Origin of the sequence: Streptomyces sp. YS-3 (assembly GCF_045257485.1) — a bacterium.
Taxonomy (GTDB): domain Bacteria; phylum Actinomycetota; class Actinomycetes; order Streptomycetales; family Streptomycetaceae; genus Streptomyces.
Window position 1 is genome coordinate 1 of the sequence record NZ_JBJHPC010000061.1, and the last position, 20,339, is coordinate 20,339.

At 72.6% G+C, this 20,339-nt stretch carries 21 protein-coding genes; 10 read left to right on the forward strand and 11 right to left on the reverse strand.

Translation table 11 applies throughout. From position 1 onward, the window contains the following. A partial coding sequence (locus ACJA3G_RS08525) for an ATP-binding protein (RefSeq protein WP_406552276.1) occupies positions 1 to 2,434 on the forward strand: 2,434 nt, incomplete at its 5' end. Here the strand turns inward: ACJA3G_RS08525 and ACJA3G_RS08530 are convergent. The 7 genes from ACJA3G_RS08530 to ACJA3G_RS08560 all read right to left on the reverse strand — a co-directional run bounded on the left by ACJA3G_RS08530 (position 2,406) and on the right by ACJA3G_RS08560 (position 7,720). Continuing rightward, positions 2,406 to 2,723: an AzlD domain-containing protein gene (locus ACJA3G_RS08530; protein WP_406552277.1), complete on the reverse strand. Its 318-nt coding sequence runs from the start codon at positions 2,721 to 2,723 to the stop codon at positions 2,406 to 2,408. The two genes, ACJA3G_RS08525 and ACJA3G_RS08530, sit on opposite strands and share 29 nt — an antisense overlap. After that, positions 2,720 to 3,448, reverse strand: coding sequence for an AzlC family ABC transporter permease (locus ACJA3G_RS08535; protein WP_406552278.1), 729 nt, complete (start codon positions 3,446 to 3,448; stop codon positions 2,720 to 2,722). Before ACJA3G_RS08535 ends, ACJA3G_RS08530 begins: the two co-directional genes overlap by 4 nt. After that, a complete protein-coding gene (locus ACJA3G_RS08540) occupies positions 3,445 to 4,422 on the reverse strand; it encodes a branched-chain amino acid transaminase (protein ID WP_406552279.1) in 978 nt (325 codons plus the stop codon). Before ACJA3G_RS08540 ends, ACJA3G_RS08535 begins: the two co-directional genes overlap by 4 nt. Beyond that, the gene (locus ACJA3G_RS08545; RefSeq protein WP_406552280.1) at positions 4,419 to 4,892 is read right to left on the reverse strand and encodes a nuclear transport factor 2 family protein; all 474 of its coding nucleotides are present in this window, start codon (positions 4,890 to 4,892) and stop codon (positions 4,419 to 4,421) included. The genes ACJA3G_RS08540 and ACJA3G_RS08545 overlap by 4 nt, the downstream gene beginning before the upstream one ends. A gap of 59 nt (positions 4,893 to 4,951) precedes the next feature. After that, on the reverse strand, positions 4,952 to 6,220 hold the full coding sequence (locus ACJA3G_RS08550; RefSeq protein ID WP_406552281.1) for a DUF6421 family protein: 1,269 nt from the start codon (positions 6,218 to 6,220) through the stop codon (positions 4,952 to 4,954). After that, positions 6,217 to 6,798, reverse strand: a complete 582-nt coding sequence (locus ACJA3G_RS08555) for a bacilysin biosynthesis protein BacA (protein WP_406552282.1) — start codon at positions 6,796 to 6,798, stop codon at positions 6,217 to 6,219. Before ACJA3G_RS08555 ends, ACJA3G_RS08550 begins: the two co-directional genes overlap by 4 nt. Before the next feature lie 427 nt (positions 6,799 to 7,225). Further along, the gene (locus ACJA3G_RS08560) at positions 7,226 to 7,720 is read right to left on the reverse strand and encodes an FBP domain-containing protein (RefSeq protein WP_406552283.1); all 495 of its coding nucleotides are present in this window, start codon (positions 7,718 to 7,720) and stop codon (positions 7,226 to 7,228) included. A gap of 83 nt (positions 7,721 to 7,803) precedes the next feature. Between ACJA3G_RS08560 and ACJA3G_RS08565 the strand changes: the two genes are divergently transcribed. Then, positions 7,804 to 8,373, forward strand: a complete 570-nt coding sequence (locus ACJA3G_RS08565) for a TetR/AcrR family transcriptional regulator (protein ID WP_406552284.1) — start codon at positions 7,804 to 7,806, stop codon at positions 8,371 to 8,373. A gap of 85 nt (positions 8,374 to 8,458) precedes the next feature. Here ACJA3G_RS08565 and ACJA3G_RS08570 read toward each other — a convergent pair whose 3' ends face one another. Then, a complete protein-coding gene (locus tag ACJA3G_RS08570) occupies positions 8,459 to 9,730 on the reverse strand; it encodes a serine hydrolase domain-containing protein (protein WP_406552285.1) in 1,272 nt (423 codons plus the stop codon). 222 nt (positions 9,731 to 9,952) lie between these two features. Here ACJA3G_RS08570 and ACJA3G_RS08575 point away from each other — a divergent pair, with 222 nt between their 5' ends. The 4 genes from ACJA3G_RS08575 to ACJA3G_RS08590 all read left to right on the forward strand — a co-directional run bounded on the left by ACJA3G_RS08575 (position 9,953) and on the right by ACJA3G_RS08590 (position 14,306). Next, the gene (locus ACJA3G_RS08575) at positions 9,953 to 10,357 is read left to right on the forward strand and encodes a DUF4440 domain-containing protein (RefSeq protein WP_406552286.1); all 405 of its coding nucleotides are present in this window, start codon (positions 9,953 to 9,955) and stop codon (positions 10,355 to 10,357) included. A 159-nt stretch (positions 10,358 to 10,516) separates the two neighbouring features. Continuing rightward, a complete protein-coding gene (locus tag ACJA3G_RS08580) occupies positions 10,517 to 12,349 on the forward strand; it encodes a choice-of-anchor A family protein (RefSeq protein ID WP_406552287.1) in 1,833 nt (610 codons plus the stop codon). A gap of 182 nt (positions 12,350 to 12,531) precedes the next feature. Then, positions 12,532 to 13,788, forward strand: coding sequence for a hypothetical protein (locus ACJA3G_RS08585; protein ID WP_406552288.1), 1,257 nt, complete (start codon positions 12,532 to 12,534; stop codon positions 13,786 to 13,788). Positions 13,789 to 13,841: 53 nt separating this feature from the next. Next, positions 13,842 to 14,306 (forward strand): hypothetical protein, encoded by a 465-nt coding sequence (locus ACJA3G_RS08590; RefSeq protein WP_406552289.1) that lies wholly within the window; start codon positions 13,842 to 13,844, stop codon positions 14,304 to 14,306. A 45-nt stretch (positions 14,307 to 14,351) separates the two neighbouring features. Here ACJA3G_RS08590 and ACJA3G_RS08595 read toward each other — a convergent pair whose 3' ends face one another. Further along, positions 14,352 to 14,993 (reverse strand): MerR family transcriptional regulator, encoded by a 642-nt coding sequence (locus ACJA3G_RS08595; RefSeq protein WP_406552290.1) that lies wholly within the window; start codon positions 14,991 to 14,993, stop codon positions 14,352 to 14,354. A gap of 86 nt (positions 14,994 to 15,079) precedes the next feature. Here ACJA3G_RS08595 and ACJA3G_RS08600 point away from each other — a divergent pair, with 86 nt between their 5' ends. Then, a complete protein-coding gene (locus ACJA3G_RS08600; protein ID WP_406552291.1) occupies positions 15,080 to 15,601 on the forward strand; it encodes a DUF4188 domain-containing protein in 522 nt (173 codons plus the stop codon). A gap of 38 nt (positions 15,602 to 15,639) precedes the next feature. Here the strand turns inward: ACJA3G_RS08600 and ACJA3G_RS08605 are convergent, their stop codons facing one another. Together ACJA3G_RS08605 and ACJA3G_RS08610 are read right to left on the reverse strand one after the other, a co-directional pair. Further along, a complete protein-coding gene (locus tag ACJA3G_RS08605) occupies positions 15,640 to 16,539 on the reverse strand; it encodes an aminoglycoside phosphotransferase family protein (protein ID WP_406552292.1) in 900 nt (299 codons plus the stop codon). 62 nt (positions 16,540 to 16,601) lie between these two features. Continuing rightward, positions 16,602 to 17,285 (reverse strand): GNAT family N-acetyltransferase, encoded by a 684-nt coding sequence (locus ACJA3G_RS08610; RefSeq protein WP_406552293.1) that lies wholly within the window; start codon positions 17,283 to 17,285, stop codon positions 16,602 to 16,604. 267 nt (positions 17,286 to 17,552) lie between these two features. Here ACJA3G_RS08610 and ACJA3G_RS08615 point away from each other — a divergent pair, with 267 nt between their 5' ends. The 3 genes from ACJA3G_RS08615 (at position 17,553) to ACJA3G_RS08625 (ending at position 20,294) form a co-directional block, all read left to right on the forward strand. Then, the gene (locus ACJA3G_RS08615) at positions 17,553 to 18,533 is read left to right on the forward strand and encodes a GDSL-type esterase/lipase family protein (protein WP_406552294.1); all 981 of its coding nucleotides are present in this window, start codon (positions 17,553 to 17,555) and stop codon (positions 18,531 to 18,533) included. Between the two features lie 489 nt (positions 18,534 to 19,022). Beyond that, positions 19,023 to 19,604, forward strand: coding sequence for an ATP nucleotide 3'-pyrophosphokinase (locus ACJA3G_RS08620; RefSeq protein WP_406552295.1), 582 nt, complete (start codon positions 19,023 to 19,025; stop codon positions 19,602 to 19,604). Between the two features lie 114 nt (positions 19,605 to 19,718). Beyond that, positions 19,719 to 20,294: a dienelactone hydrolase family protein gene (locus ACJA3G_RS08625; protein WP_406552296.1), complete on the forward strand. Its 576-nt coding sequence runs from the start codon at positions 19,719 to 19,721 to the stop codon at positions 20,292 to 20,294. Positions 20,295 to 20,339 lie beyond the last annotated feature (45 nt).

The following is a 20,339-nucleotide window of genomic DNA, read 5'->3' on the forward strand; positions in this document are numbered from 1 at the left end:
CCCGGTCCCCCGTCAACTCCCGCCCGACGTGGGCAGCTTCACCGGCCGCGCCGACTATCTGCGCGAGCTGGACGCGCTGCTCTCCCAGTACGCCACCGGCCCCGGCCAGACACTGGTGATCTCCTCGCTGTCCGGCATGGCGGGCGTCGGCAAGACCGCCCTCGCCGTGCACTGGATGCACCGGGCCGCCGACCGCTTCCCCGACGGACAGCTGTACGCGAATCTGCGCGGCCACGCCGACGAGCCCCCGGCGACGGCCGACGACGCCCTGGGCCAGCTGCTGCGGGCTCTGGGGGTGGGTGCCGGGCACCTGCCGGAGAACACCGACGAGAAGGCCGCCCTGTACCGCTCGCTGCTGGCCGGCAAACGGATGCTGGTCCTCCTGGACGACGCGGCCGGCCTCGAACAGGTGCGCCCGCTGCTGCCGGGCTCGCCGAGCTGCTTCGTCGTCGTCACCAGCCGCAACGACCTGCGCGGCCTCACCGCGTTCCACGACGCCCACCGGGTGAACGTGGCCGCCTTCAACGACGAGGAGGGGCTCGCGCTGCTCACCCGTGTCATCGGCGCGGACCGGGTGCGCGGCGAACCCGAGGCCGCGGCCGAGGCGGTCCGGCTCTGCGGCGGCCTGCCGCTCGCCGTGCGGATCGTGGCCGCCCACCTCATCGGCGACCAGCACCTGCCGCTCGCGGAGGTGGTCGGGACGCTGCGCGGCGAGGACCGCCGTCTGGACGACCTGACCCTCGACCAGGAGCAGCACACCGGTGTCCGCAGCGCCCTCGCCCTGTCCTACCGCTCGCTGCCCGCACCCGAGCGGCGGCTCCTGCGGCTGCTCTCCCTCACCCCCGGCTCGGAGGTCTCGGCCCCGGCCGTCGCCGCGCTGGCGGGGGCTCCGCTGACGGCCACGGTCCGGCTCCTGGACCAGCTGGTCGCGCGCAGTCTGCTCCAGACGCACCGGCCCGGCCGCTTCCATCTGCACGCCCTGGTGCGCCTGTTCGCCCGCGAACGGGCCCGCGCCGAGGACGACACGGCGTTACGGGAAGAGGCCGTCGACCGGCTGCTCACCTGGTATCTGGCGACCGCCGAGCAGGCCGGGCATCTGCTGTACGGCACCTTCTACTCCTGGTACGCCGCGCCCCCGCCCGAGCCGGACGGCTCCCCCACCGCGCCGCTGACCTTCACCGGCCCGCCCGCGGCGCTGTCCTGGCTGGAGGACGAGCGGGCCGCCCTGCTGGCCTGCGCCCGGTACGCCTTGGGCCACGGTCCGCGCGCCTTCGCCTGGAAGTCCGCGCTGGCCACGCACGGCCATCTGATGGAGCACGGCCAGCGGACCGCCTGGCTGCGCGCCGCGGAGACGGGACTGCGCGCCGCCGACGCCGAACACGACGACCACGCGCGCGCGGTGATGCACTGGAGCCTGTGCTACGTCCTGTGGGAGCTGGGCCGCCACGACGAGGCGCTGCGCCACAGCGCCCGCGCCGACGCCCTGTTCGACCGGGCCGGGCTGCCGGTGGAGCGGGCCGGCGCCGTACTGGGGCTCGCCGCCTCCCACCGCGAACTGGGCGCCCTCGACCAGGCCCAGCGCCACGCCGAGCACACCCTGGCCCTCTACCGCGACGGCGGTGAGCCCGCCGGGGAGGCGTGGGCGCTGTTCCTGCTCGGCTCGCTCCGCCTGGACCGGGGCCGACTGGGCGCGGCGGGGCCGTTCTTCACCGAGGCCCTCGAACGCGCCGAGGCTTCGGGGGACGAGCACACGGTGATGCTGTCGCTGTGGGGGCTGGGCAGCCTCCACCACGCGCGGGGCGATCTGGAGGAGGCCCAGCGCCTGCTCACCCGGGCGCTGGCCGCTCAGGGCAGACTGCTGTCCACGTACGCGGCGGAGGGCGCGCTCACCACGCTGGCGGCCGTCTGCCGCGACAACGGCGATCCCCGGCTCGCGCTCAAGTACGCCATGGACGCGCTCAGCGTCACCCACCGCACCCACCGCCGGCTGGTCGAGCCGGACGCCCTCAACACCGTCGGCACCGTCCTGCTGCACCTGGACGACGCACCCGGCGCACTCGACCACCACCGGCGCGCCCTGGACGCGGCTCGGGCGACGGGGTGTCTTCGGGCGGACGCCACGGCCTGTGTGGGCCTGGCGGCGGCCCACCGGCACCTGGGCGAGAACCGTGAGGCCCTCGCGTACACACGGCGGGCCCTGAGCACCGCCGCGCAGGCCGGGCTCAGGCTCGTCGAGGGCGAGGCGCGCACCGAACTCGCATGGGTCCATCTGGCGCTCGGCCACCGCACCAAGGCCGCTCAGGCGGCCGAGCGGGCCGTGCGGATGCACCGGGCCGCCGGACACGGGCCGGGTCTCGCCCGGGCCCTGGAGGCCGCCGCCGCCGTGCGCGGCACCGGCGGGGACCTCAGCCGAGGGCGCGTACCAGCGCGGTGATCACGGCGGCCACCAGGACGACGAGGGGCACGGGCGCCTTGAGCCGCCACGCCACCAGGGCTCCGGCGAACCCGGCGAGCCGGGCATCGAAGGTCATGCCGTGCGCGCCGGCCGAGCCCACGAGCTGGGTGACGACGAGCACGGCGAGCAGCGCGGGCGTCAGGTACTCCACGAACCGGGGGAACCACGCGGGCAGTTCGCGGTCCCCCATCACCAGCGATCCGGCGCCCTTGATGAGGAAGGTGGTCACCACCAGGGCGCCGACGACGATCCACGGGTCGTTGCTCACCGGGCCCCCTTCACCGGGCGGGTCATGGGCAGCGCCGTCCATACGACGGCGATCAGACAGGCCGCGGCGATGGCCGCGTCCGGGAGCCCGGCCGCGGTGAGGGCCGCCGCGCCCACGGCCGCGGTGGCGGCGGCCGTCCGTTTGCGGGCGGTGCCGAGGTGGGGCGCGAGCAGCAGGAAGAACAGGACCGGCGAGACGGCGTCCAGGCCGTAGTTGAGGACGTCCACCGCCTTGAACGGGCCGATCGCCCCCAGCAGCGTGCCCAGGACCCAGCCGAGCCAGAGCACCACGCCCGAGGAGAGCAGCCGGGTCCGGTCGAAGCGGCCGTCCGCGTCGCTGGCGATGGCCCAGGACTCCTCGATGACCAGTTGGGACTCGACCGCCCGGCGGGCCCGGCCGCCGCGCAGCGCGGGCAGGATGGCGAAGCCCATCACGAGGTAGCGCAGGTTCAGCAGGGTGCCGGCCACGGCCGCGGCGGCCCAGCCGCCCCCGTTGGCGATCACCGAGACGGCGGCGAACTGCGAGGAGCCCACGAAGACCAGACCGGACATGGAGGTCGCGCCGAGCGCGCCGAAGCCCGCGCCCTTGGCAAGGACGCCGAAGGAGATGCCGAACGCGAAGATCGCAACGGTGAACGGCACGGCGGCTCTGGCTCCCGCCGCCCAGGCCCGGCGCCGTCCGGTGGACGGGGCCGGGCGGGCGGATTCGGATTCGGTGCCGGTCATCCGCTCCCGCCCGCCGAGGCCGTGGCGGCCCCGCCCGTGGGGGCCGGAGCCCCGCCGTCCCGTACGGCCCGCCCGTACGCCCGTACGAGTGCGGTCGTGACGGCGCCGACCGGGTACTCCCGCGTGTCGACGGCGGTGACCGGCTGGACCTCGTACGCCGTGCCGGTCAGGAAGACCTCCTCGGCACGCGCCAGTTCGGCCGGTTCCATGTGCCGCTCGACGGCTTCCAGGCCGAGCCCGCGGGCGAGCGCGAGGACGGTGCGCCGGGTGATGCCGTCCAGTACGCACTCCGGTGGCGGGGTGTGCAGGGCGCCGTCGATCACCAGGAACAGATTGGCGCCGGTGGCCTCGGCCAGCCGGCCCCGGTGGTCGAGGAGCAGCGCGTCGTCGTGGCCCGTCGCTTCGGCCTCCTGTCCGGCGAGTGAGCCGAGGGCGTAGAGGGCGGCCGTCTTGGCGCGGACCGGGGCGGTGTCGGGTGCGGGGCGCCGCCAGCGCGAGGTGGCCAGCCGGATTCCGCGCGGCCCGGACGCGAAGACCCGCGGCCAGGGCCAGGCCGCGATCGCCACATGGACCGTGGGGTCCGGGGCGACCAGGCGCAGGGTGTCGCTGCCGCGCCAGGCGACCGGGCGGACATAGCCCTCGGTCAGGCCCGCCAGGTCCACGATCTGCCGGGTGGCCGCGTCCAGTTCGTCCGCGGACCAGGGCAGGGCGAAGCCCATCTCGCGGGCCGAGGCGACGAGCCGGAGGCTGTGTCGGTGGAGTTCGAAGACCCGGCCGTCGTAGACGCGCTCGCCCTCGAAGACGCTGCCGCCGTAGTGCAGCCCGTGGCTGAGGACGTGCAGGCGGGCCTCGCGCCAGGGGACGAGCCGGCCGTCGAGCCAGATGGCGCCGTCGCGGTCGTCGAGCGGCGGCGCGGCGGTCGGCCGCGCACCTCTCGCGTCACTCGTGGTGCTCGTGGTGCTCTCTTCGCTCATGTGGCGAACCCCCGGTCCGCGTAGGGGAAGCCCTCCAGTTCGTTGACGGGGACGCTGTCGTCACGGCGGGACGCGTAGTAGATGCGGATCTCGTCGATCAGGCCCGTCTCGTCGAAGCGGTAGACCTCCGCCCCGCGCAGCACCTTGCCCAGACGCGGTTTGAAGGCGGTCCACTCGCAGGTCGCGGTGCGGCTGTGCGGGTCGGCGTGGACGGCGTCCACGGCCCAGTGGGAGTCGTTGGCGCGTACGTCGGCGCCCCAGCGCTCCACCACCGGGTCGATGCCCTCGATCGGGCCGGCCATGCCGACGGCCAGGTAGTGCACGACGTTCTCGGCGAGGCACCGCGCGAACAGGTCGCGGTCGACCTTGTTGCAGGCCTCGAAGTACAGCCGTACCGCTGCCTCCATCTCGGAGCGGTCCAGCGCCCGTCCGGTCGCGCGGCCCTCGTCACCCGTGGCGTCGCTGTCCATGTCGCTCGTCTCCTCGCTGCTCGTTTACGGCTCTCGACGGCCCGCTCGCACGGCGGTGTTCACAGTTCGGCCGGTGCGAAGCGCGGCGGGGGAAGGGTCGCCAGCCGGCCCTGGGCGCGCACCAGCCTCGACTGGTCGGCCGTGAAGGCGTACCGGTCGCCGTCGGCGCCCTCGCGCAGATGGGTGCGGACCAGTTTCCTCGCCGCCGCGCGGTACTCCTCGGGTGTGGTGGCCGAGGCTTCCATGGCCTCCACCGTGTCGACCAGTTCGCGCAGCGCGTCGATGACGCCGTCGTACGAGAGCGACAGACGGCTGCCGTGGTCGGCGAGGGCGTGGCGCTCGCGCAGCCACGAGTAGAGGAAGACGCCGGTGCCCGCGTCGAAGTTGCGGACCGCGTGGGCGTCGAGCGGGTAGCGGAACATCCGCTCCAGAAGGATCATGGCGATCTGCTCGTGGGCGTACGGGACGGTCTCGTCGTGGCAGGCGAGCACGGTCCTGGCGTCGACCTTCAGCTCTTCCAGCACACCGATGAACCAGTTCATCTTGAGTTTGATGTGCTGGTCCAGCGGCCACTGCCCCTGGTGGTGGAAGTAGTCGTGCAGATATCCCCACAGGGAACGGGCCTGGTAACACACCTCGGGGTGCATGCCGGTCGAGGCGCGCGGCAGGGATTCCGGGGTGAGGACCGCCCGCGCGGAGGGCACCGCGTACGTTTCGTGGATCCTGCGGAACTTGCTGAAGAAGAAGAACGCGTAGGCCTGTTCGGCCACCTTGTCGTGGGCCGCGACGTTCTCCGGGAAGAAGACGATGCAGTTGCCGTTGGTCAGCCCTTCGCTTCCGGCGAGGAGCACGGTGGCCTGGCAGTTGTTCTTGGGGTGCGGATAGCGCACGGCCAGTTCGGGCAGCGCGTCGGGCTCCTTGCGGCGGACGAGGAAGAACTCCAGTCGCCTGCCGACCGGTGGAACGCTGTTGGTGGTCTGCACGGGGGCGAGGAAGGCCGCCCAGTCGCCGTCGGCCGGGGCGGTCAGGGCGTCCCGGGAGCGGGCGAAGTGCGGCGGTGTGTCGAGTCCTGCGGCCAGCCAGCCGTCGATGTCGGCGGCCAGGGCGTCGGCCTGGTCCGTCCTGCCGTGCCCGGCGAACCAGCGCACGGCCTCGTCCCTGATGGCCAGGAGGTTCGCACGGTCCTGCTCGCCCGGCTCCGTGACCGTGCCGTCGTCGCCCTGGCGGGTGCGGAAGGCGTCGATCCGCGGCAGGAGGCCCCGGCCGAGCCGTTCCGCCTCGCCGAGCAGGTCGTCCCGGAGGCGGTGCGGGCCGAGGGCCGCGGTCACGAAGCGGCCTCCCGCACATGGTGCACGGTGTAGACCATCGGCACCTCGCCGAAGCTGTGCAGCACGCGCAGGCCGTGGGCCCTCGCGGCCACCACGGTGGTGACACAGCCCTCGGTCCTGCCGTCGGCGCAGTCGATGGCCGCCTGGGCGTTGCTGGTCACCAGCCGCCGTCGGCCGGCCGGTGACACGAGGCCCGCCGGGGCCGGGTGGGTGGCCACGGTGCGCGGCTCGGCGTGCGCGCCGGGGGCCACGGCGAGCACCATCTCGTGGGTGGGCCACACGAAGGAGTCCACCATGCGGCAAACCTGGAGGTTGCCGAAGACCAGGGTGTGCAGTTCGGGGTAGACGGCACAGGCGACGAGGGCGTGCTCGCCGTCCCTGGGCACGGTCTCCATGGCGGATTCGAGGGTCGCGTGCAGCGTCACCCGCCCCCGGTCGTCCCGTCCTTGGCGCCGCAGCCACTCGTGCGCCGCGGCTTCCAGATTGGTGCCGGTCGGTCCCAGGGTGTGCAGATGCCTGATCCCGCCGATCGGCGAAGGCGATAAAGAACCGGCGCCCACGCGCTCCCGCGTCACCATGTCCACTCCCCCACGTCTTCCCCCGCGGTTCTGCTGTCGCCCTCGGGCGGCACGCGGGCTGTGCGTCGGTGCACGGCCGCGTCGGTGATCCTAAGCGGCCCGTCCCGCGGCGGCCACCGGGCCTGGGGCGCACCGACTGATTTCCCACACTGTGGCCACTTCCGCCCGTTCAACGTTCCGGAAATCCGGCGACAAATGCCGTCGGGGCGGGTGCCATTGGTGCCCCTTTTCACCCCCGAAGCGGTCGTCCGGCGTACGCATCGCGTCATTCCGGGTGGCGTCCGGGGGCACACACCGGCGCAACACGCGCGTCCCGGCCACCGTCGGCCCCGTCCGGGGCGGCCGGAAGCCGACGGAGACGCTCCGGTTCGCCCTCATCGTTCGGGCAGCGTCGCGGAGTTCGCCCGAAGGAGGCACGTCCCGGCCGTCAGGCCTCGGTCACCTTGGCGAGGAAAGCGGCGAGGTTCTCCACGACCCGGTGGATCTTCTCCTCCAGCGTGATCGTCTCGTGGAGCCGCGCCCCGACGCCCGCGTCCCTCCTGCCCCGTACATACAGCGAGCAGGCGAGGTCGTCGCAGAGGTAGACACCCACCGAGTTCCCCTGCTGTCCGGCCTTGCCCGCCTTCGGGGCGACCATCAGGGAGACGTTGCCGTCGTGGGTCGTCAGGCATATCGAGCACATGCTGCGCCGCCCCTGCCCGGAGGTGTGGCCGGGGCTGCGCAGCACCAGCGCCCTGGGGGTGCCCGCCAGCTCGGTGACGAGATAGGCGCGGCCGGGGGCCTGGGGATCTCGCCAGCCCAGGTAGTCCAGATCGTCCCAGGGGTGGTCGGCCAGGTCGCGGGGCACGGCCAGGCGCTTGGCCTCGCCCTTGGTGCAGTTCACGAAGGCGGCGCGGATCTCTTGCTCGGTCAGCTGCTTCATAAAGGTGAGGCTAGTTTGCCTAAAGGTGTTAGGCAAACGCATAATCGTTTCAGTCGGGGGTGCCTGTCGAGGAGAGGAAGACCATGGGGCGTGTGGGCCTGAGCACGGAACGGCTGACCCGGGCCGGGGCGGAGCTGGCCGACGAGGTCGGCTTCGACCAGGTGACCGTCTCGGCGCTGGCCAGGCAGTTCGACGTCAAGGTCGCGAGTCTGTACTCCCACGTCAAGAACTCCCAGGACCTCAGGACCCGGATCGCGCTGCTGGCCCTGGAGGAGCTCGCCGACCGGGGCGCCGCGGCACTGGCCGGACGGGCGGGAAAGGACGCGCTGTCGGCGCTGGCGAACGTCTACCGCGACTACGCGCGCGAGCACCCCGGCCGCTACGCCGCGGCGCAGCTCCGGCTCACCCCCGAGGCGGCGGCCGTCAGCGCCGGAGGCAGGCACGCGCAGATGACCCGGGCCGTCCTGCGCGGCTACGACCTGAGCGAACCGGACCAGACACACGCGGTCCGGCTGCTCGGCAGCGTCTTCCACGGCTACATCACCCTGGAGCTCGGCGGCGGCTTCAGCCACAGCGCCCCCGACACCCAGGAGACGTGGACGCGGGTCCTGGACGCTCTGGACGCGCTGCTGCGGAACTGGCCCGCGAGCTGACGCGCGTACCCGCGCACGGGGCGGGCGGATACACGAAGGCGCCCGCCACCGTCAGCGGTGGCGGGCGCCTTCGCGCGGGGTCACCTCAGATACGGGTGTCCTCGACGGTCGGGATCCAGCGGTCGGTGTGCCGGTCCGCGTTCCCGTCGCCGGTCAGCGAGCCGCGGGGCGCGGGAGCGGCCTTGGCCGGTACCTTGCCGCAGAACGCGGGCTCCAGCGTGTTCGTCAGACCGCTGGTGACCGTGCCGTTGTTGGAGGCGTTGGCGAAGAGCACGACCGTGCGCTTGCCGTCGCGGGTGGAGAACGTCTGCGTCTGGTAGCCCTGGACGATTCCGCCGTGGCCGAGCACCTTGCCGCAGGAGAGCGCGATCTCCCGGATCCCCAGGCCGTAGCTGATCTTCGCGGTGGGGGTGGGGAGCACGCTCGTCATCTGGCGCACCGACTCGTCGGAGACCAGCCCGCCGGAGTTCCCGGCGAGCAGCGCGGTCATGAAGCGGTCCATGTCGCGGGCGGAGGAGACCACGCCTCCCGCGCTCCAGACCCAGGACGCGGTCTGCTCGGTCGAGTCCAGCAGCGGCTTGGCGCGGTCGTCGTTGGTCAGATAGCCGGTGACGTGCGGGCCCGCGATGGTCTTCTCCGGTACGGCGAACGTCGTCTGACGCAGCTTCAGCGGCTCGAAGATCTGCTCCCGCAGCAGCTCGGCGTAGGGACGCCCGGTGAGGTGCTCGGCGGCCAGTCCCATCAGGACGAAGTCGGTGTTCGAGTACGAGTACGCCGTCCCCGGGGTGTACTGCAGGCCGTGCTTCACCGACATCGCCACGAGGTCCCTGGGCTCGTAGACGTTGTTGCGGATGCGCTTCTCGAAGGCCGCGGTGGTCTCCTCCCCGCTCTGTTCGAGGAGGTCGTTGGTGTGGTCGTACACACCGGCGCGGTGCTCCATGACCTGGCGGGCGGTGATGGACCAGCTGTCGGGGAGCGTCCCGGCGGGCAGGTAGCGGCGCAGCGGCTGGTCGAGGTCGATGCGGCCCTGCTCGACGAGGCGCATCACCAGGACCGAGGTGAACATCTTGGAGTTGCTGCCGACGCGGAAGCGCCAGTTCGCGCTCATGGCGGTGCCGTCGAGGTTCGCCTTGCCCAGCGTCACCGTGCGGCTGCGCTCGGCCCCGCCGTGGTCGCGGATCACCGCGAAGGTGCCCGGCGCCCCCGCGTCCACCACGCGCTGGAGAGCGGTACGCACCGCGGCGACATCCGGCTCGGCCGGTCCCGGAGCGGCGGAGGCACCCGCCGCGCTGCCGGCGATGAGCGCGACGGTGGCCGCGAGCGTCGTCGCCGAGCGCCTGATCGTGATGGAAGCCATATGAGAAGTACCCCTGTTCCCCGGTGACTTGGTCAGCGCCCCGGCCTTCGTGAGACTCGTACGCCCATGATCGTATATGTCGGGTGGGCTCCGGTTGACGCACAGCCGAATTCAGCGCGACCGGCGTGCCAACCCCGGGTGCTCCCGCCCGGCCCTTGTCGGTACACCGGCGGTGGGCGACGATCGGTGCCGGCCGCTCAACCGCCTCCGGGAGGAACAACCGTGTCCGATGTCAAAGCCGAGCTCGACCAGTTGATGCGCACCTTCCTGGGGGCGTTCACCAACACCGGCGGCGCCCGGCCGCGCGTCGAGGTGGTCCGCGAGGTGTTCATCCCGCAGGGAATGATCATCAACAACGTCGGGGACAAGCTCGTGGTCCACGATGTCGACGCGTTCATCGAACCCCGCGAGCGGATCCTCAGCGACGGGACGCTGACGGAGTTCTCGGAGTGGGAGGTGGCGGAGCGGACCGAGGTCTTCGGTTCGATCGCGCACCGCTTCAGCGAGTACCGCAAGTCCGGCTTCCTCGACGGCCAGTGGTTCGAGGGCTCCGGCCGCAAGACCACCCAGTTCGTCCGTACCCCAGAGGGCTGGAGGATGAGCTCGATGGCTTGGGACGACGAGTAGGCGGACGCGTGGGCCCCGGGCCGCCGGTTGGGGGTGGCGATGGTCCTTTGCGGTGGTCTTCGTCCACGACACTCCCCCGGTCGCCCGGCCGGCGGGAGGGGTGTGTGAGCCTGGCCGCCGAGGGGGGACCGACGCACTTTTGAGGAGCTGGTTGTTCCGGTGTTCCGACTCCCTCTGGCCCGTCCCGGCGCGGGATCCCTCAGTCCCCTGCTGACCGCGGTCGCGCTCTGCCTGACCGCTCTGCCCGCGACGGCGGCGGCCCTGCCCGGCGGGCGGGCGGCCCCGGAAACCGCCCTGACCGCACAGCCGCTGCCCGGCGGGCTCGGCCCGTGCGTGCCGGGGCTCTGCCCGCCCGACGGCTATCCGCCCGTCCACAACGGCGCGATCCGGTGGCGCGACAACGGCGTCAACGTCTACGTCGGCGGTGACTTCCGCGTACGGGAGAAGGCCGCCGAGGCCGAGGGACGGGTGGTCGTGCTCGGCTCCTTCGACCAGCACAAGGCCGCGGGCGTCAGCGGTGTCTACAACGTGGGCGAGGCCGGGGTCGGCTCACGGGTCGCCCCGCCGGTCGGCGCGGACTGGCTGACCACCGGCGGCGACGTCACCGTCGCGGCCGGGCAGCGGCTGCTCGCCGAGCAGGGCGTCGTACGGCACGCGGGCACCGTCACCGGGACCGTCCTGGCCCGGCGCACCGTCCACGACGCGGACGCGGCCGAGCCGTACACCGAGCTGCGTGGTCAGCTCACCGACGCCAGCCAGTGCTACGCCCACCCCGGCGGAGCAACCCGCACCCCCACCGGGACGGCCGTCCACCGCGGCGGCGAGACCCTGTTCACCGGTGACGGCACCTCCATGCTCCAGGTGTTCACCGTCGACTTCGACATGCAGAGCGCGAGCGGCGGCCAGGAGGGCATCCGCTTCGCACGCATCCCGGCCGGGGCGACCGTGCTGGTCAACGTGGTGGGGGAACACCGGACCATCAACACCTACAGCGGCACCATCGACGACTCCAGTCCGTTCAACCGTCTGCGCACCCGGCTGCTCTGGAACATCCCCGACGCGGCCTCCGTCGCCTTCAAGGGCACCGGCCAGTTCCAGGGCAGTGTGCTCATCGGCAACCAGGGGTCCCTGGCGACGGTGAGTCTGCCCGGCATCAACGGGCGCTTCTTCACGACCGGTTCGCTCACGCACACCAGCCCGCCCTCGGGCGGCGGTGGCCAGGAGTTCCACAACTACCCCTTCGACGGGGACCTGCCCGACTGCGGCACCGCGCCCGTCGAGGGCGAGGTGCGGGTCCACAAGACGGACCAGGCCACGGGCCGGCCGCTCGCCGGAGCCGTCTTCGAGCTGTGGGAGGAGACCAACGGCACCGAGGGGCTGCAGACGTCGGGCACCCGTCCGGACACCCGGCGGGGCGAGGCGTGCACGACCGACGGGACCGGGGTGTGTGTTCACACCGTGCCGCCGGGGACGTACTACTGGCTGGAGACCAGGGCCCCGCAAGGCTATGACCTGCCCGCCCCCGCTCACTTCGGGCCCCTGGTCCTGACGGAGGAGAACGCCTCACAGGGTGTGTCCGTGACCGCGGCCAACCACCGGCACGTCGTACCCGAGGGGTCCCTCACCGTCGACAAGAGCGACGCCCAGACCGGCAGGCCGCTGCCGGGGGCGGTGTTCCGGCTGTGGCACGAGACCAACCGGGTCACCGGGCTCCAGACTGCGGGCGCCCACCCCGACACCCCGGTGGGCCCCGGCTGCGCGACCGGCGCCTCGGGGAAGTGCCACTTCACGGATCTGCCCCTCGGCACCTACTACATCCAGGAGACGGCCGTGCCCGAAGGGTATGTCCTGCCCAGGAACCCGGTCAGCGGCCCCCACCAGGTGACCGCGGCCAACGCCGCCCAGGGCGTCACCATCCGGCTCACCAACCAGCGCGGGGAGCCCGACAAGGGAGGAAAGGGCGGCAAGGGCGGGAAGGGCGCGCGCCGCTGATGACGCCGACGCCGATGCCCCGGTCGCGGGGCGGGTGACCTGCCGGAACTCTCCGGCCCCCCAGGAGCGGTGCGCCGCCGTGTGACCCACGGCAGCGCACCGCTCCGGTGCGTTTTCGGGTGTGGCACATGCGTACGATCTCGGTCGGTGGGGCGGGATCGCGTCCCACAGAAGGGGAACCCATGGCCATTACCGACATAAACGGCATCAATCTGTCCGGAGTGACGGGCAAGCTCATCCAGACCGTCGCACTGACGAAGAACCCCGCTCCGCAGGCGATCGCCACCGACGCCGCCAACGGACACGTCTTCGTGCTCCAGATGGAGAGCGCCGCCAAGACGCCGCTCGGGAACATGTACCTCAACCGCATCGACCGGACCACCGGCCGGCTGACGGGCAGCATGTACCTCACCGGCTTCGGGCACGGGATCTCGATGGGGGCCGAGCCGGTCGGGACGGACACCTACCTGTGGACCGAGGTCGGTCCGGTCTCCCCCAACGACGGCGTCAGCAACGCCTTCGGTCAGGCCGTCACCCGGTTCCGCTTCGTCGACGGGGCCACGCTCGACCAGGCCGACGTGCCCGCCGCGCAGAAGTTCTGCCCGCCGGGCGGACGCAGCACCGGCCCGTCGGTGGATCTGGCCAACAACACCCTGACGATCGTCTACTTCAAGGGCAGCGTGCGCTGCTTCACCCGCTACGACCTGGCGAAGGCGGCGCGGGGCGAGTGGGTGGAGGTGGGCAGTACCTTCGAGCTGCCGGCGGGAGCGGAGACGGGGCTCACCTTCCAGGGGTACACCACCCTGGGGAGCGTCCTCTACGTCTACCAGTGGAAGAAGGACCCGACCACGACCTATCCGGGGACCGCGTACATCACCTCGTACTCCCTGGACACCCGGGCGAGGATCGACTCGCAGGTAGTGACCGGCGCCGACGGTCTGGAGCGGCGCGAGCCGGAGGGACTGGCCGTCGAGGTGGACCCCGGTTCCGGTGAGACGCGACTGCTGTTCGGCTTCAGCGACACCGTCCCCGGGACCACCGGGCGGCGCAACGTCACCATCGGCTGGTACCCGACGCAGCCGGCCGTCGACGGCGTGAAGGTGCTGACCGACTGGGAGAACCTCACTCTCGCCGCCGGTGTCAAGGCGGGCGCCGAGGCCCCGCGCGGCCGGCTGGTCGCCCTCGCCGACACCACCTACCTCCAGCTGCGCGGCACGCTCTCCGGCAGTTTCACCGCCGACACCCTCGTCGCGACGCTCCCGCAGCGGCTCTTCCCCACCCGGCCCGTACGCCAGAACACCCCGCGCAACATGTACTACGGGGTCGGGGTGTGCCGGGTCGAGGCGAACAAGCTGGGCGAGCTGTGGGCCTTCGGCGCCACCGCGGACAACGCGATCTCCTGGATCGACCTCGACTGCTTCTCGGCCGCCTGGCGATGACCGCGCCGGATCCCTTCCGCCCTCACCACCTTTCGCGATCCGGAGGATCGACCATGCCCTCGCGCGCCACCAGCCGCCGTTCCCTGCTCGCCACGGCCCTCGCGGTCCCGACCGCCGCCGTCGGTGTGCCGCTGCTCGCCGCCGCGCCCGCCGCCGCTGCCGCCACCGGCGTCCAGACGGTCGTGGACTGGACGGACATCGCGCTCGCCGCGGGCGTCTCCGCGAGCGCGGGCACGCCCGCGCAGGCCCGGGTGGTGAGCATCGCGGGCACCGAATTCCTCCAGCTGCGCGGCGTCGTCACCTGCAACTTCTCCGGTGACGCACAGCTCGGCACCCTCCCGGCGACCATCCGTCCGCCGAAGACGACCCGGGGTGTCTGCCCGCGCAACAACCACCTCGGCGTCAACGCCACCCGTGTCGAGGCCGACACGGCGGGCCGCGTCATGGTCTACGGCCCGCAGGCCTCGGACCCGGTCACCTGGGTCCAACTCGACAACTTCTCGTCGGTGCAGCGCTGATGTGAACGGGGTGGGGCGCGCCGGCCGCCCCACCCCACGGGTGCTCTACAACCCGTACCGCCGGGCCGACTCCTCCGCCTGGGCGAGGCGCTGGAGCGCCCGCAGCACCGGCTCGAAGAGGATCGTGGCCGCCACCGCGGTCTCGGCCTTCTCCGCGTCGGAGGGCTGGGACTCCACGAAGTCCAGGTCGCGGACGGCCACTTGGTACATCAGCTCGGCGTACGGCTCCATCAGCTCGGCGTCCCAGTCGTAGCCCAGGCGCCGCAGCGTGGCCACCGCGACCACCAGCTCGCGGTGGTCGGGGGAGAGACTGCCCAGCTCCCGGGCGGTCCCCCAGCCCACCTTCTCCAGCAGCCGGTCGACCTCCTGGCGGGCGGCGACCACGGATTCGTCGGACTCGTCGGGGTCCGGCCCGTGCGGCAGGGCCCACAGCGCCGCGCCCAGGCGGATGGTCCGGCCCAGCGAGTCGTCGTCGATGTGCCCGAGCACCTCCTTGGCCGTCGCCACCGGCAGCCGTCCGACCTCGACCAGCGCCCGCACGAGACGCAGCCGGCGCAGATGGCCCTCGCCGTACTCGGCAGTCGTCGCGCCGACCTTGCGGCCCGGCGCCAGCATGCCCTGCCGCAGGTAGTACTTGATCATCGACGGGGAGACACCGCTCCGCTCGCTCAATTCCGCCAGCCGCATCCCTTGCACCTCTCCTCGGACAACGCCATTATCCAAGGACCGAGGTATGGATAACTCCGTTATCCAACAAGGTCTTTGGAGGCGCCATGTTCGCCAAGCCGATCCCGGGCCGCACCACCGCGGCCGTCGAAGGGGACGCGGTGGTCTTCCTCATCGGCATGCGCATCAACCACTTCTGGGCCGTCCACCAGTGGGTGCCGGTGTTCGTTTCGATGCTCCGGCAGCTGAACGCGCTGGCCAAGGACGGCAGTCGCGGACTGCTCGGCCGTGTGCTGCTGACCGGGTCACCGCGTACGTACTACGTGGTCCAGTACTGGGAGTCGAAGGAGAAGCTGTACGCCTACGCCCACGCCCCCGAGCTGCTCCACCACCGGGCGTGGGCGATCCTCAACGGCAAGGAGCGCGAGGGGAAGGTGCGCGGGCACGTGGGGCTGTGGCACGAGGCGTACATCGTGGCCGAGGGATCGTACGAGTCGATCTACGCGGACATGCCGCCCTTCGGTCTGGCCGCGGCGACCGGGGTACTGCCGCTGGAGAGCCGGGGCCGCCGGGCGGCGGACCGGCTGGCCCACCGGAGCAAGGCGGACGCCAACGCCCCGTCTGTGTAGGGCGGTTTGGCGTCACGGGAGCACCGGCGGGGGGGCTCTCAGCTCTCGTCCAGCACCGCCCGGATGACGTGCCGGGCGTTGGCCGCCATCGCCGGGTTGGCCGTGCGGTGGTCCGGCAGCGCGATCAGCGCCTGGGACAGGGTGCGCCCCCGGCCGCGCCTCCACGTCGCGTCGTCCACGCCGAGCGCGTCGCGGAAGACCTTCCGGGCGTCGGCGGGCAGCAGGTTCCAGGCGGGGAAGAGGTCGCACGCCGGGTCGCCCACGCCCATGCACCCGAAGTCGATCACCGAGGTGAGCCGGCCGCCGTCCACGAGCAGATTGCCGGGCATCAGATCGGCGTGCAGCCACACCGGCGGACCGTCCCAGCCGGGGGCCCGCAGCGCGTCCTCCCACACGGCGAGCACGGCGTCGCAGTCGACACCTTCCCCGGGGATGCGGCGCAGCTCCTCGATCGCCTCCCGGGTGGACGTGTCGAGCGAGGCGAGCGGCCCGCCGCGGTACGCCGCCGGCGCGCCCGGCAGGGTGATGCTCCGCATCGCCGCCACGAACCCGGCCAAGTCCTCGGCCAGCGCAACGGGTTGTTCCAGGGCGCCCGCCTCGGGGTGCTCCCCCTCCAGCCACCGGTACACCGACCACGCCCGGGCGAACTCCTCGGTCGGCTCCCCGGCCCCCAGCACCTCGGGGACGGCCGTGGGCAGCAGCGGCGCGAGCCGGGGCAGCCACGTCTGCTCACTCACCACGTCCTCGGCCCCGCCCTGCTCCAGCGGCAGCCGTACCACCATGTCCTCGCCCAGCCGGTACACGGCGTTGACGGTCCCGCCGGAAGGGAACCGCGCCACCGGAAGCCCCGCCCACCGCGGGAACCGCCCGGCGACCAACCGCCGTACCAGCGCCTCGTCGGCGGGGTGGGGACCGGGATGCGTGCGCGCTGTGCTCATGGTGCGCCATCCGACCGGCGAACGGCCTCCGGCGTCAAACCGTTTTCGGCGCGCGCCCGCCCTCACGCCGGGATGAGGGAGCGTACGTCCGTCGGGCTCGGCCACGCGCCGACGCGCTCTTCGAGCCGTTCGCGGACCCTCGGCCACTCCTCGTCAAGGATGGAGTAGAAGGCCGTACCACGGACCTTGCCGTCCAGACCGCGCGAGTGGGCCCGGTGGACGCCGTCGAGGGTCGCGCCGAGGCGTTCGATGGCGGCCCGGGAGCGCAGGTTGCGGGCGTCGGCGCGCAGGGACACACGCCGCACCCCCCAGGTCTCGAAGGCGTGCCGCAGCATCAGCAGTTTGGCCTCGGTGTTGATACCGGTGCCCTGGGCGCGGCCCGAGAGCCAGGTGCCGCCGATCTCCGTCGCGTCGGGGATCGCCGTGGCCACCGGGCCCAGCGGTCCGCGCGGGGCCGGCGGCCAGGGCACGGGGCCCTGCCAGTAGTCCAGCTCGCAGAAGCGCGTGGAACCCACGACCAGCCCGTCCACGGCCCTGACGGTGACGAACGGCAGGGCCCGCCCCGTGGCCGCTGCCGTCAGCGCGTCCGCGACATACCGCCGCGTCGCCTCGACCCCGTGGGGCACGGGGGTGAACACATAACTGCCGCGGTCCTCGGCGGCGGCCAGGGCCAAGGCCTCGACGTGGTGTTCGGCGAGCGGTTCGAGCCGGAGGGTGCGGCCGTGGAGGGTGACGGGTTCGGGCACGGGCCTGGTGTCCTTGGGCGAAGGGGCGGGATCGGGTTGACGCGCCCGGTCGCAGCACCGTGGCCGGTTCTCGTCACCGTTCGCGCGCGGACTGGTGGTCAGTGTGCGGGCCGTGGACCGGCCGTGGGGGGACGGATACGTGAAGCGATGACGACGTGCGGGTGAAAGGGCGGTGGGAGGGCTCTTCGGGGCTCTTCCGGCTCTTCTCGGCTCTTCTCGACGCCCGTATCGAGGCTCACCTGGCGGGTCGGGAGAACACTAGGGTTGATGTTGATCAACCCGTCGAGAAAGGCCCCGCACCCCACCGTGACCGCCTCACGCCCCCACGCCCTCTTCTCCTTCGGCACGCTGAGGGACGAGCGGGTGCAGACCGCCCTGTTCGGACGGGCCGTGCCTACGGCCGCCGCGTCGCTGCGCGGCTACACCACCCGGCCGCTGCCGATCACCGTCCCGTCCGTGATCGCCACCAGCGGTCTGGACGTCCATCTCACCCTGGAGCGCGCGTACGGCGCCGTGGTCGAGGGTGCGGTCCTGCGCCTCACCGAACAGGACCTCGCCGCGGCCGACGCCTACGAGGTCGACGACTACACCCGTCGTCGCGTCCTCCTCTCCTCCGGGGAGAGCGCCTGGGCGTACCTGGACGCGAGGCCGCTGCGCCCGGCGGCGCGCATCGTGATCGTGGGCGACAGCATCGCGTACGGGCGCTGCGATCCGCGGGGAGGGTGGGCGGCACGGCTGGCCGCGAGCCACATCGCCGCGAACGAGGCCGACCACCGGGTCTTCAACCTGGCCATCCCGGGCAGCACCCTGGCCGAGGTCAGCGAGCAGACACCGGCGCTGCTGGGTCCGCGCCTGCCGGACACCCTGCTGGTCGCCGCCGGCATCAACGACTCGGCCGTGTCCCTCTCCCCCGCGCCGCCCGCCCACGACGACGGCCCGGCGCACCTCGCGGACAGCCTCGACGCCCTCGCCGCCACCGCCCTCGCGCACAACGCCCGGCTCGTCGTCCTGGGACCGGTGTGGCTCGACGAGGAACGGACCCGGGACTACGGGGGCCTGCGCTTCACCGAGGCCCGGGCGCTGGAGCTGCGCGAGTCGGTACGGACCTGGTGCCGGCGCAACCACGTCGACTACGTCGACATGTGGGAGCCGCTGCACGGCAGGAGCGACCTGCTCGTCGACGGTCTGCATCCGGCGGGCGAGGGACACGAGGCGCTCTACCGGCACGTCACCGCCGTCTGCCGCTGAGCCCCGGCACTACCCGCCGGGGCCCTGCCACGATCAAGCCGTCCCGCGGTGTGATCAGGACAGCATTCACCCAGCCGGGGCCCGGGTGACAACTCGCCGCCGCTTCCTCCTGTTGTGCCTCTCGTCAGAGGCCGTCCGCTACCCGGGATCTCCCCCGGGCGGCGGACGGCCGAAGCCGAGAGAGGAACACCGGGTACCGATGAACATCAGTCGTACCGTTTCACGGGCCGCGACCGCCGCCGCGCTGGCCGCGGCACTGGGCATGGGCTCGGTCCAGGCCGCGGCCTCCGCTCCCCGGCCGAGCGTGCGGGAACGGGCCGTACGGTCGCCGCCCCCGCCTCCGGGACCGCCCCCGGATCCACCGCCCCCGTATTCAAGGAGGGGGGTAGCTGGAGCGGTGACGGGCTCTCGCTCAACGCCGCCGACAACGCCCAGGTCGACGCGTTCATCGAGCGGGCCAGGAACGCCGAACGTTCCATCAGCCCCGAGGTGCGGACGGCCGCGCTGCTCAGCGGCGCCGAGCTGATCGGGTTCGACCACCGCCTCAAGTCCCCCGACTCGCTCAAGCGCAAGGTCGCCACCTCACTGCTGGAGCACCCGGGGCAGCCCGTGAACGACGCGCTGGCCGGGATCAGTGACTCGGTCCGCTACACGTTGCAGTGGCCCGACAGCCGCTACACGAAGGGCGTCGCGCTCGCCGCCTCCGCGCTGTCCGCATGGGGCAACGACACCACCAAGTGGTCCAACACCTGGGCCCATGCCAAGGGTTACAAGGCCATCAACTCGGGCTGGCGTGCCCCGCGTTCGCGGCACCTCTTCGAGGTGCAGTTCCATACTCCGGCGAGCAAGTACGCCCAGGAGGCCACGCACAAGCTGTACGAGGAGCAGCGGCTGCCCACCACGAGCGCCGAGCGGGCCCGGGAGCTCCAGGCTCAGCAGGACGCGATCTTCGCGGCGGTTACCGTCCCGCCGGGAGCCGGCACCCTGACCGCTCCGACCCCCGGCGCGCCCGGGCCCTCCCAGCCGTCCCAGCCGTCCCGGCCCTCTCTGCGCCCCCAGCCCGTGGGCTGACGTGACGGCCGGCGGCCCGGCGGCGGCCGACCGGGGCGACGGCGGATTGTCAGTGCCCGCGTCCATACTCGGTGCCGCGGGAGCCGCCCGCGTTCCGTGCCCGAAAGGACAGACATGGCCGAGGTATTGCTGTTCCACCACGCGCAGGGCCTGACCTCCGGCGTCCTCGCCTTCGCCGAGTCGCTCAGGGCGGCCGGGCACACCGTCCACGTCCCGGATCTGTATGACGGCCGGGTCTTCGACGACCTGGCGGACGGTGCGGCCTACGCGCAGGAGAAGGGCTTCGGCTCGTTCGTCGAGCGGGGCCGGGCAGCCGCCGAGCACCTCCCCGCCGAGCTGGTCTACGCGGGCTTCTCGCTCGGCGTGCTGCCCGCGCAGGCCCTCGCCCAGACCCGGCCGGGGGCGCGGGGGGCGCTGCTGTTCCACTCCTGCGTCCCGGTCACGGAGTTCGGCGACGCGTGGCCGCAGGGGGTTCCGGTCCAGATACACGGGATGGACGCGGACGAGTTCTTCGTGGACGAGGGGGACGTGGACGCGGCCCGTGCCCTGGTGGAGTCGGCTCCGGACGCCGAGCTGTTCCTCTACCCCGGCAAGGAGCACCTCTTCGCCGACAGCGGTCTGCCTTCGTACGAGGAGGAGGCGGCGGCGCTGCTCACCCGGCGCGCCCTCGCCTTCCTCGGCCGCCCATGAGGCCGTGAGGCCGCGCGGTCACGGCTCACCCCTGACGCGCCGGCC

Bases quoted from the DNA above. Each gene is read 5' to 3' on its own strand.
- ACJA3G_RS08535 (WP_406552278.1), bottom strand. From the start codon at position 3,448: ATGACCGGCACCGAATCCGAATCCGCCCGCCCGGCCCCGTCCACCGGA.
- ACJA3G_RS08540 (WP_406552279.1), bottom strand. From the start codon at position 4,422: ATGAGCGAAGAGAGCACCACGAGCACCACGAGTGACGCGAGAGGTGCG.
- ACJA3G_RS08545 (WP_406552280.1), bottom strand. From the start codon at position 4,892: ATGGACAGCGACGCCACGGGTGACGAGGGCCGCGCGACCGGACGGGCG.
- ACJA3G_RS08555 (WP_406552282.1), bottom strand. From the start codon at position 6,798: ATGGTGACGCGGGAGCGCGTGGGCGCCGGTTCTTTATCGCCTTCGCCG.
- ACJA3G_RS08560 (WP_406552283.1), bottom strand. From the start codon at position 7,720: ATGAAGCAGCTGACCGAGCAAGAGATCCGCGCCGCCTTCGTGAACTGC.
- ACJA3G_RS08565 (WP_406552284.1), top strand. From the start codon at position 7,804: ATGGGGCGTGTGGGCCTGAGCACGGAACGGCTGACCCGGGCCGGGGCG.
- ACJA3G_RS08570 (WP_406552285.1), bottom strand. From the start codon at position 9,730: ATGGCTTCCATCACGATCAGGCGCTCGGCGACGACGCTCGCGGCCACC.
- ACJA3G_RS08585 (WP_406552288.1), top strand. From the start codon at position 12,532: ATGGCCATTACCGACATAAACGGCATCAATCTGTCCGGAGTGACGGGC.
- ACJA3G_RS08590 (WP_406552289.1), top strand. From the start codon at position 13,842: ATGCCCTCGCGCGCCACCAGCCGCCGTTCCCTGCTCGCCACGGCCCTC.
- ACJA3G_RS08595 (WP_406552290.1), bottom strand. From the start codon at position 14,993: ATGCGGCTGGCGGAATTGAGCGAGCGGAGCGGTGTCTCCCCGTCGATG.
- ACJA3G_RS08600 (WP_406552291.1), top strand. From the start codon at position 15,080: ATGTTCGCCAAGCCGATCCCGGGCCGCACCACCGCGGCCGTCGAAGGG.
- ACJA3G_RS08605 (WP_406552292.1), bottom strand. From the start codon at position 16,539: ATGAGCACAGCGCGCACGCATCCCGGTCCCCACCCCGCCGACGAGGCG.
- ACJA3G_RS08615 (WP_406552294.1), top strand. From the start codon at position 17,553: ATGTTGATCAACCCGTCGAGAAAGGCCCCGCACCCCACCGTGACCGCC.
- ACJA3G_RS08625 (WP_406552296.1), top strand. From the start codon at position 19,719: ATGGCCGAGGTATTGCTGTTCCACCACGCGCAGGGCCTGACCTCCGGC.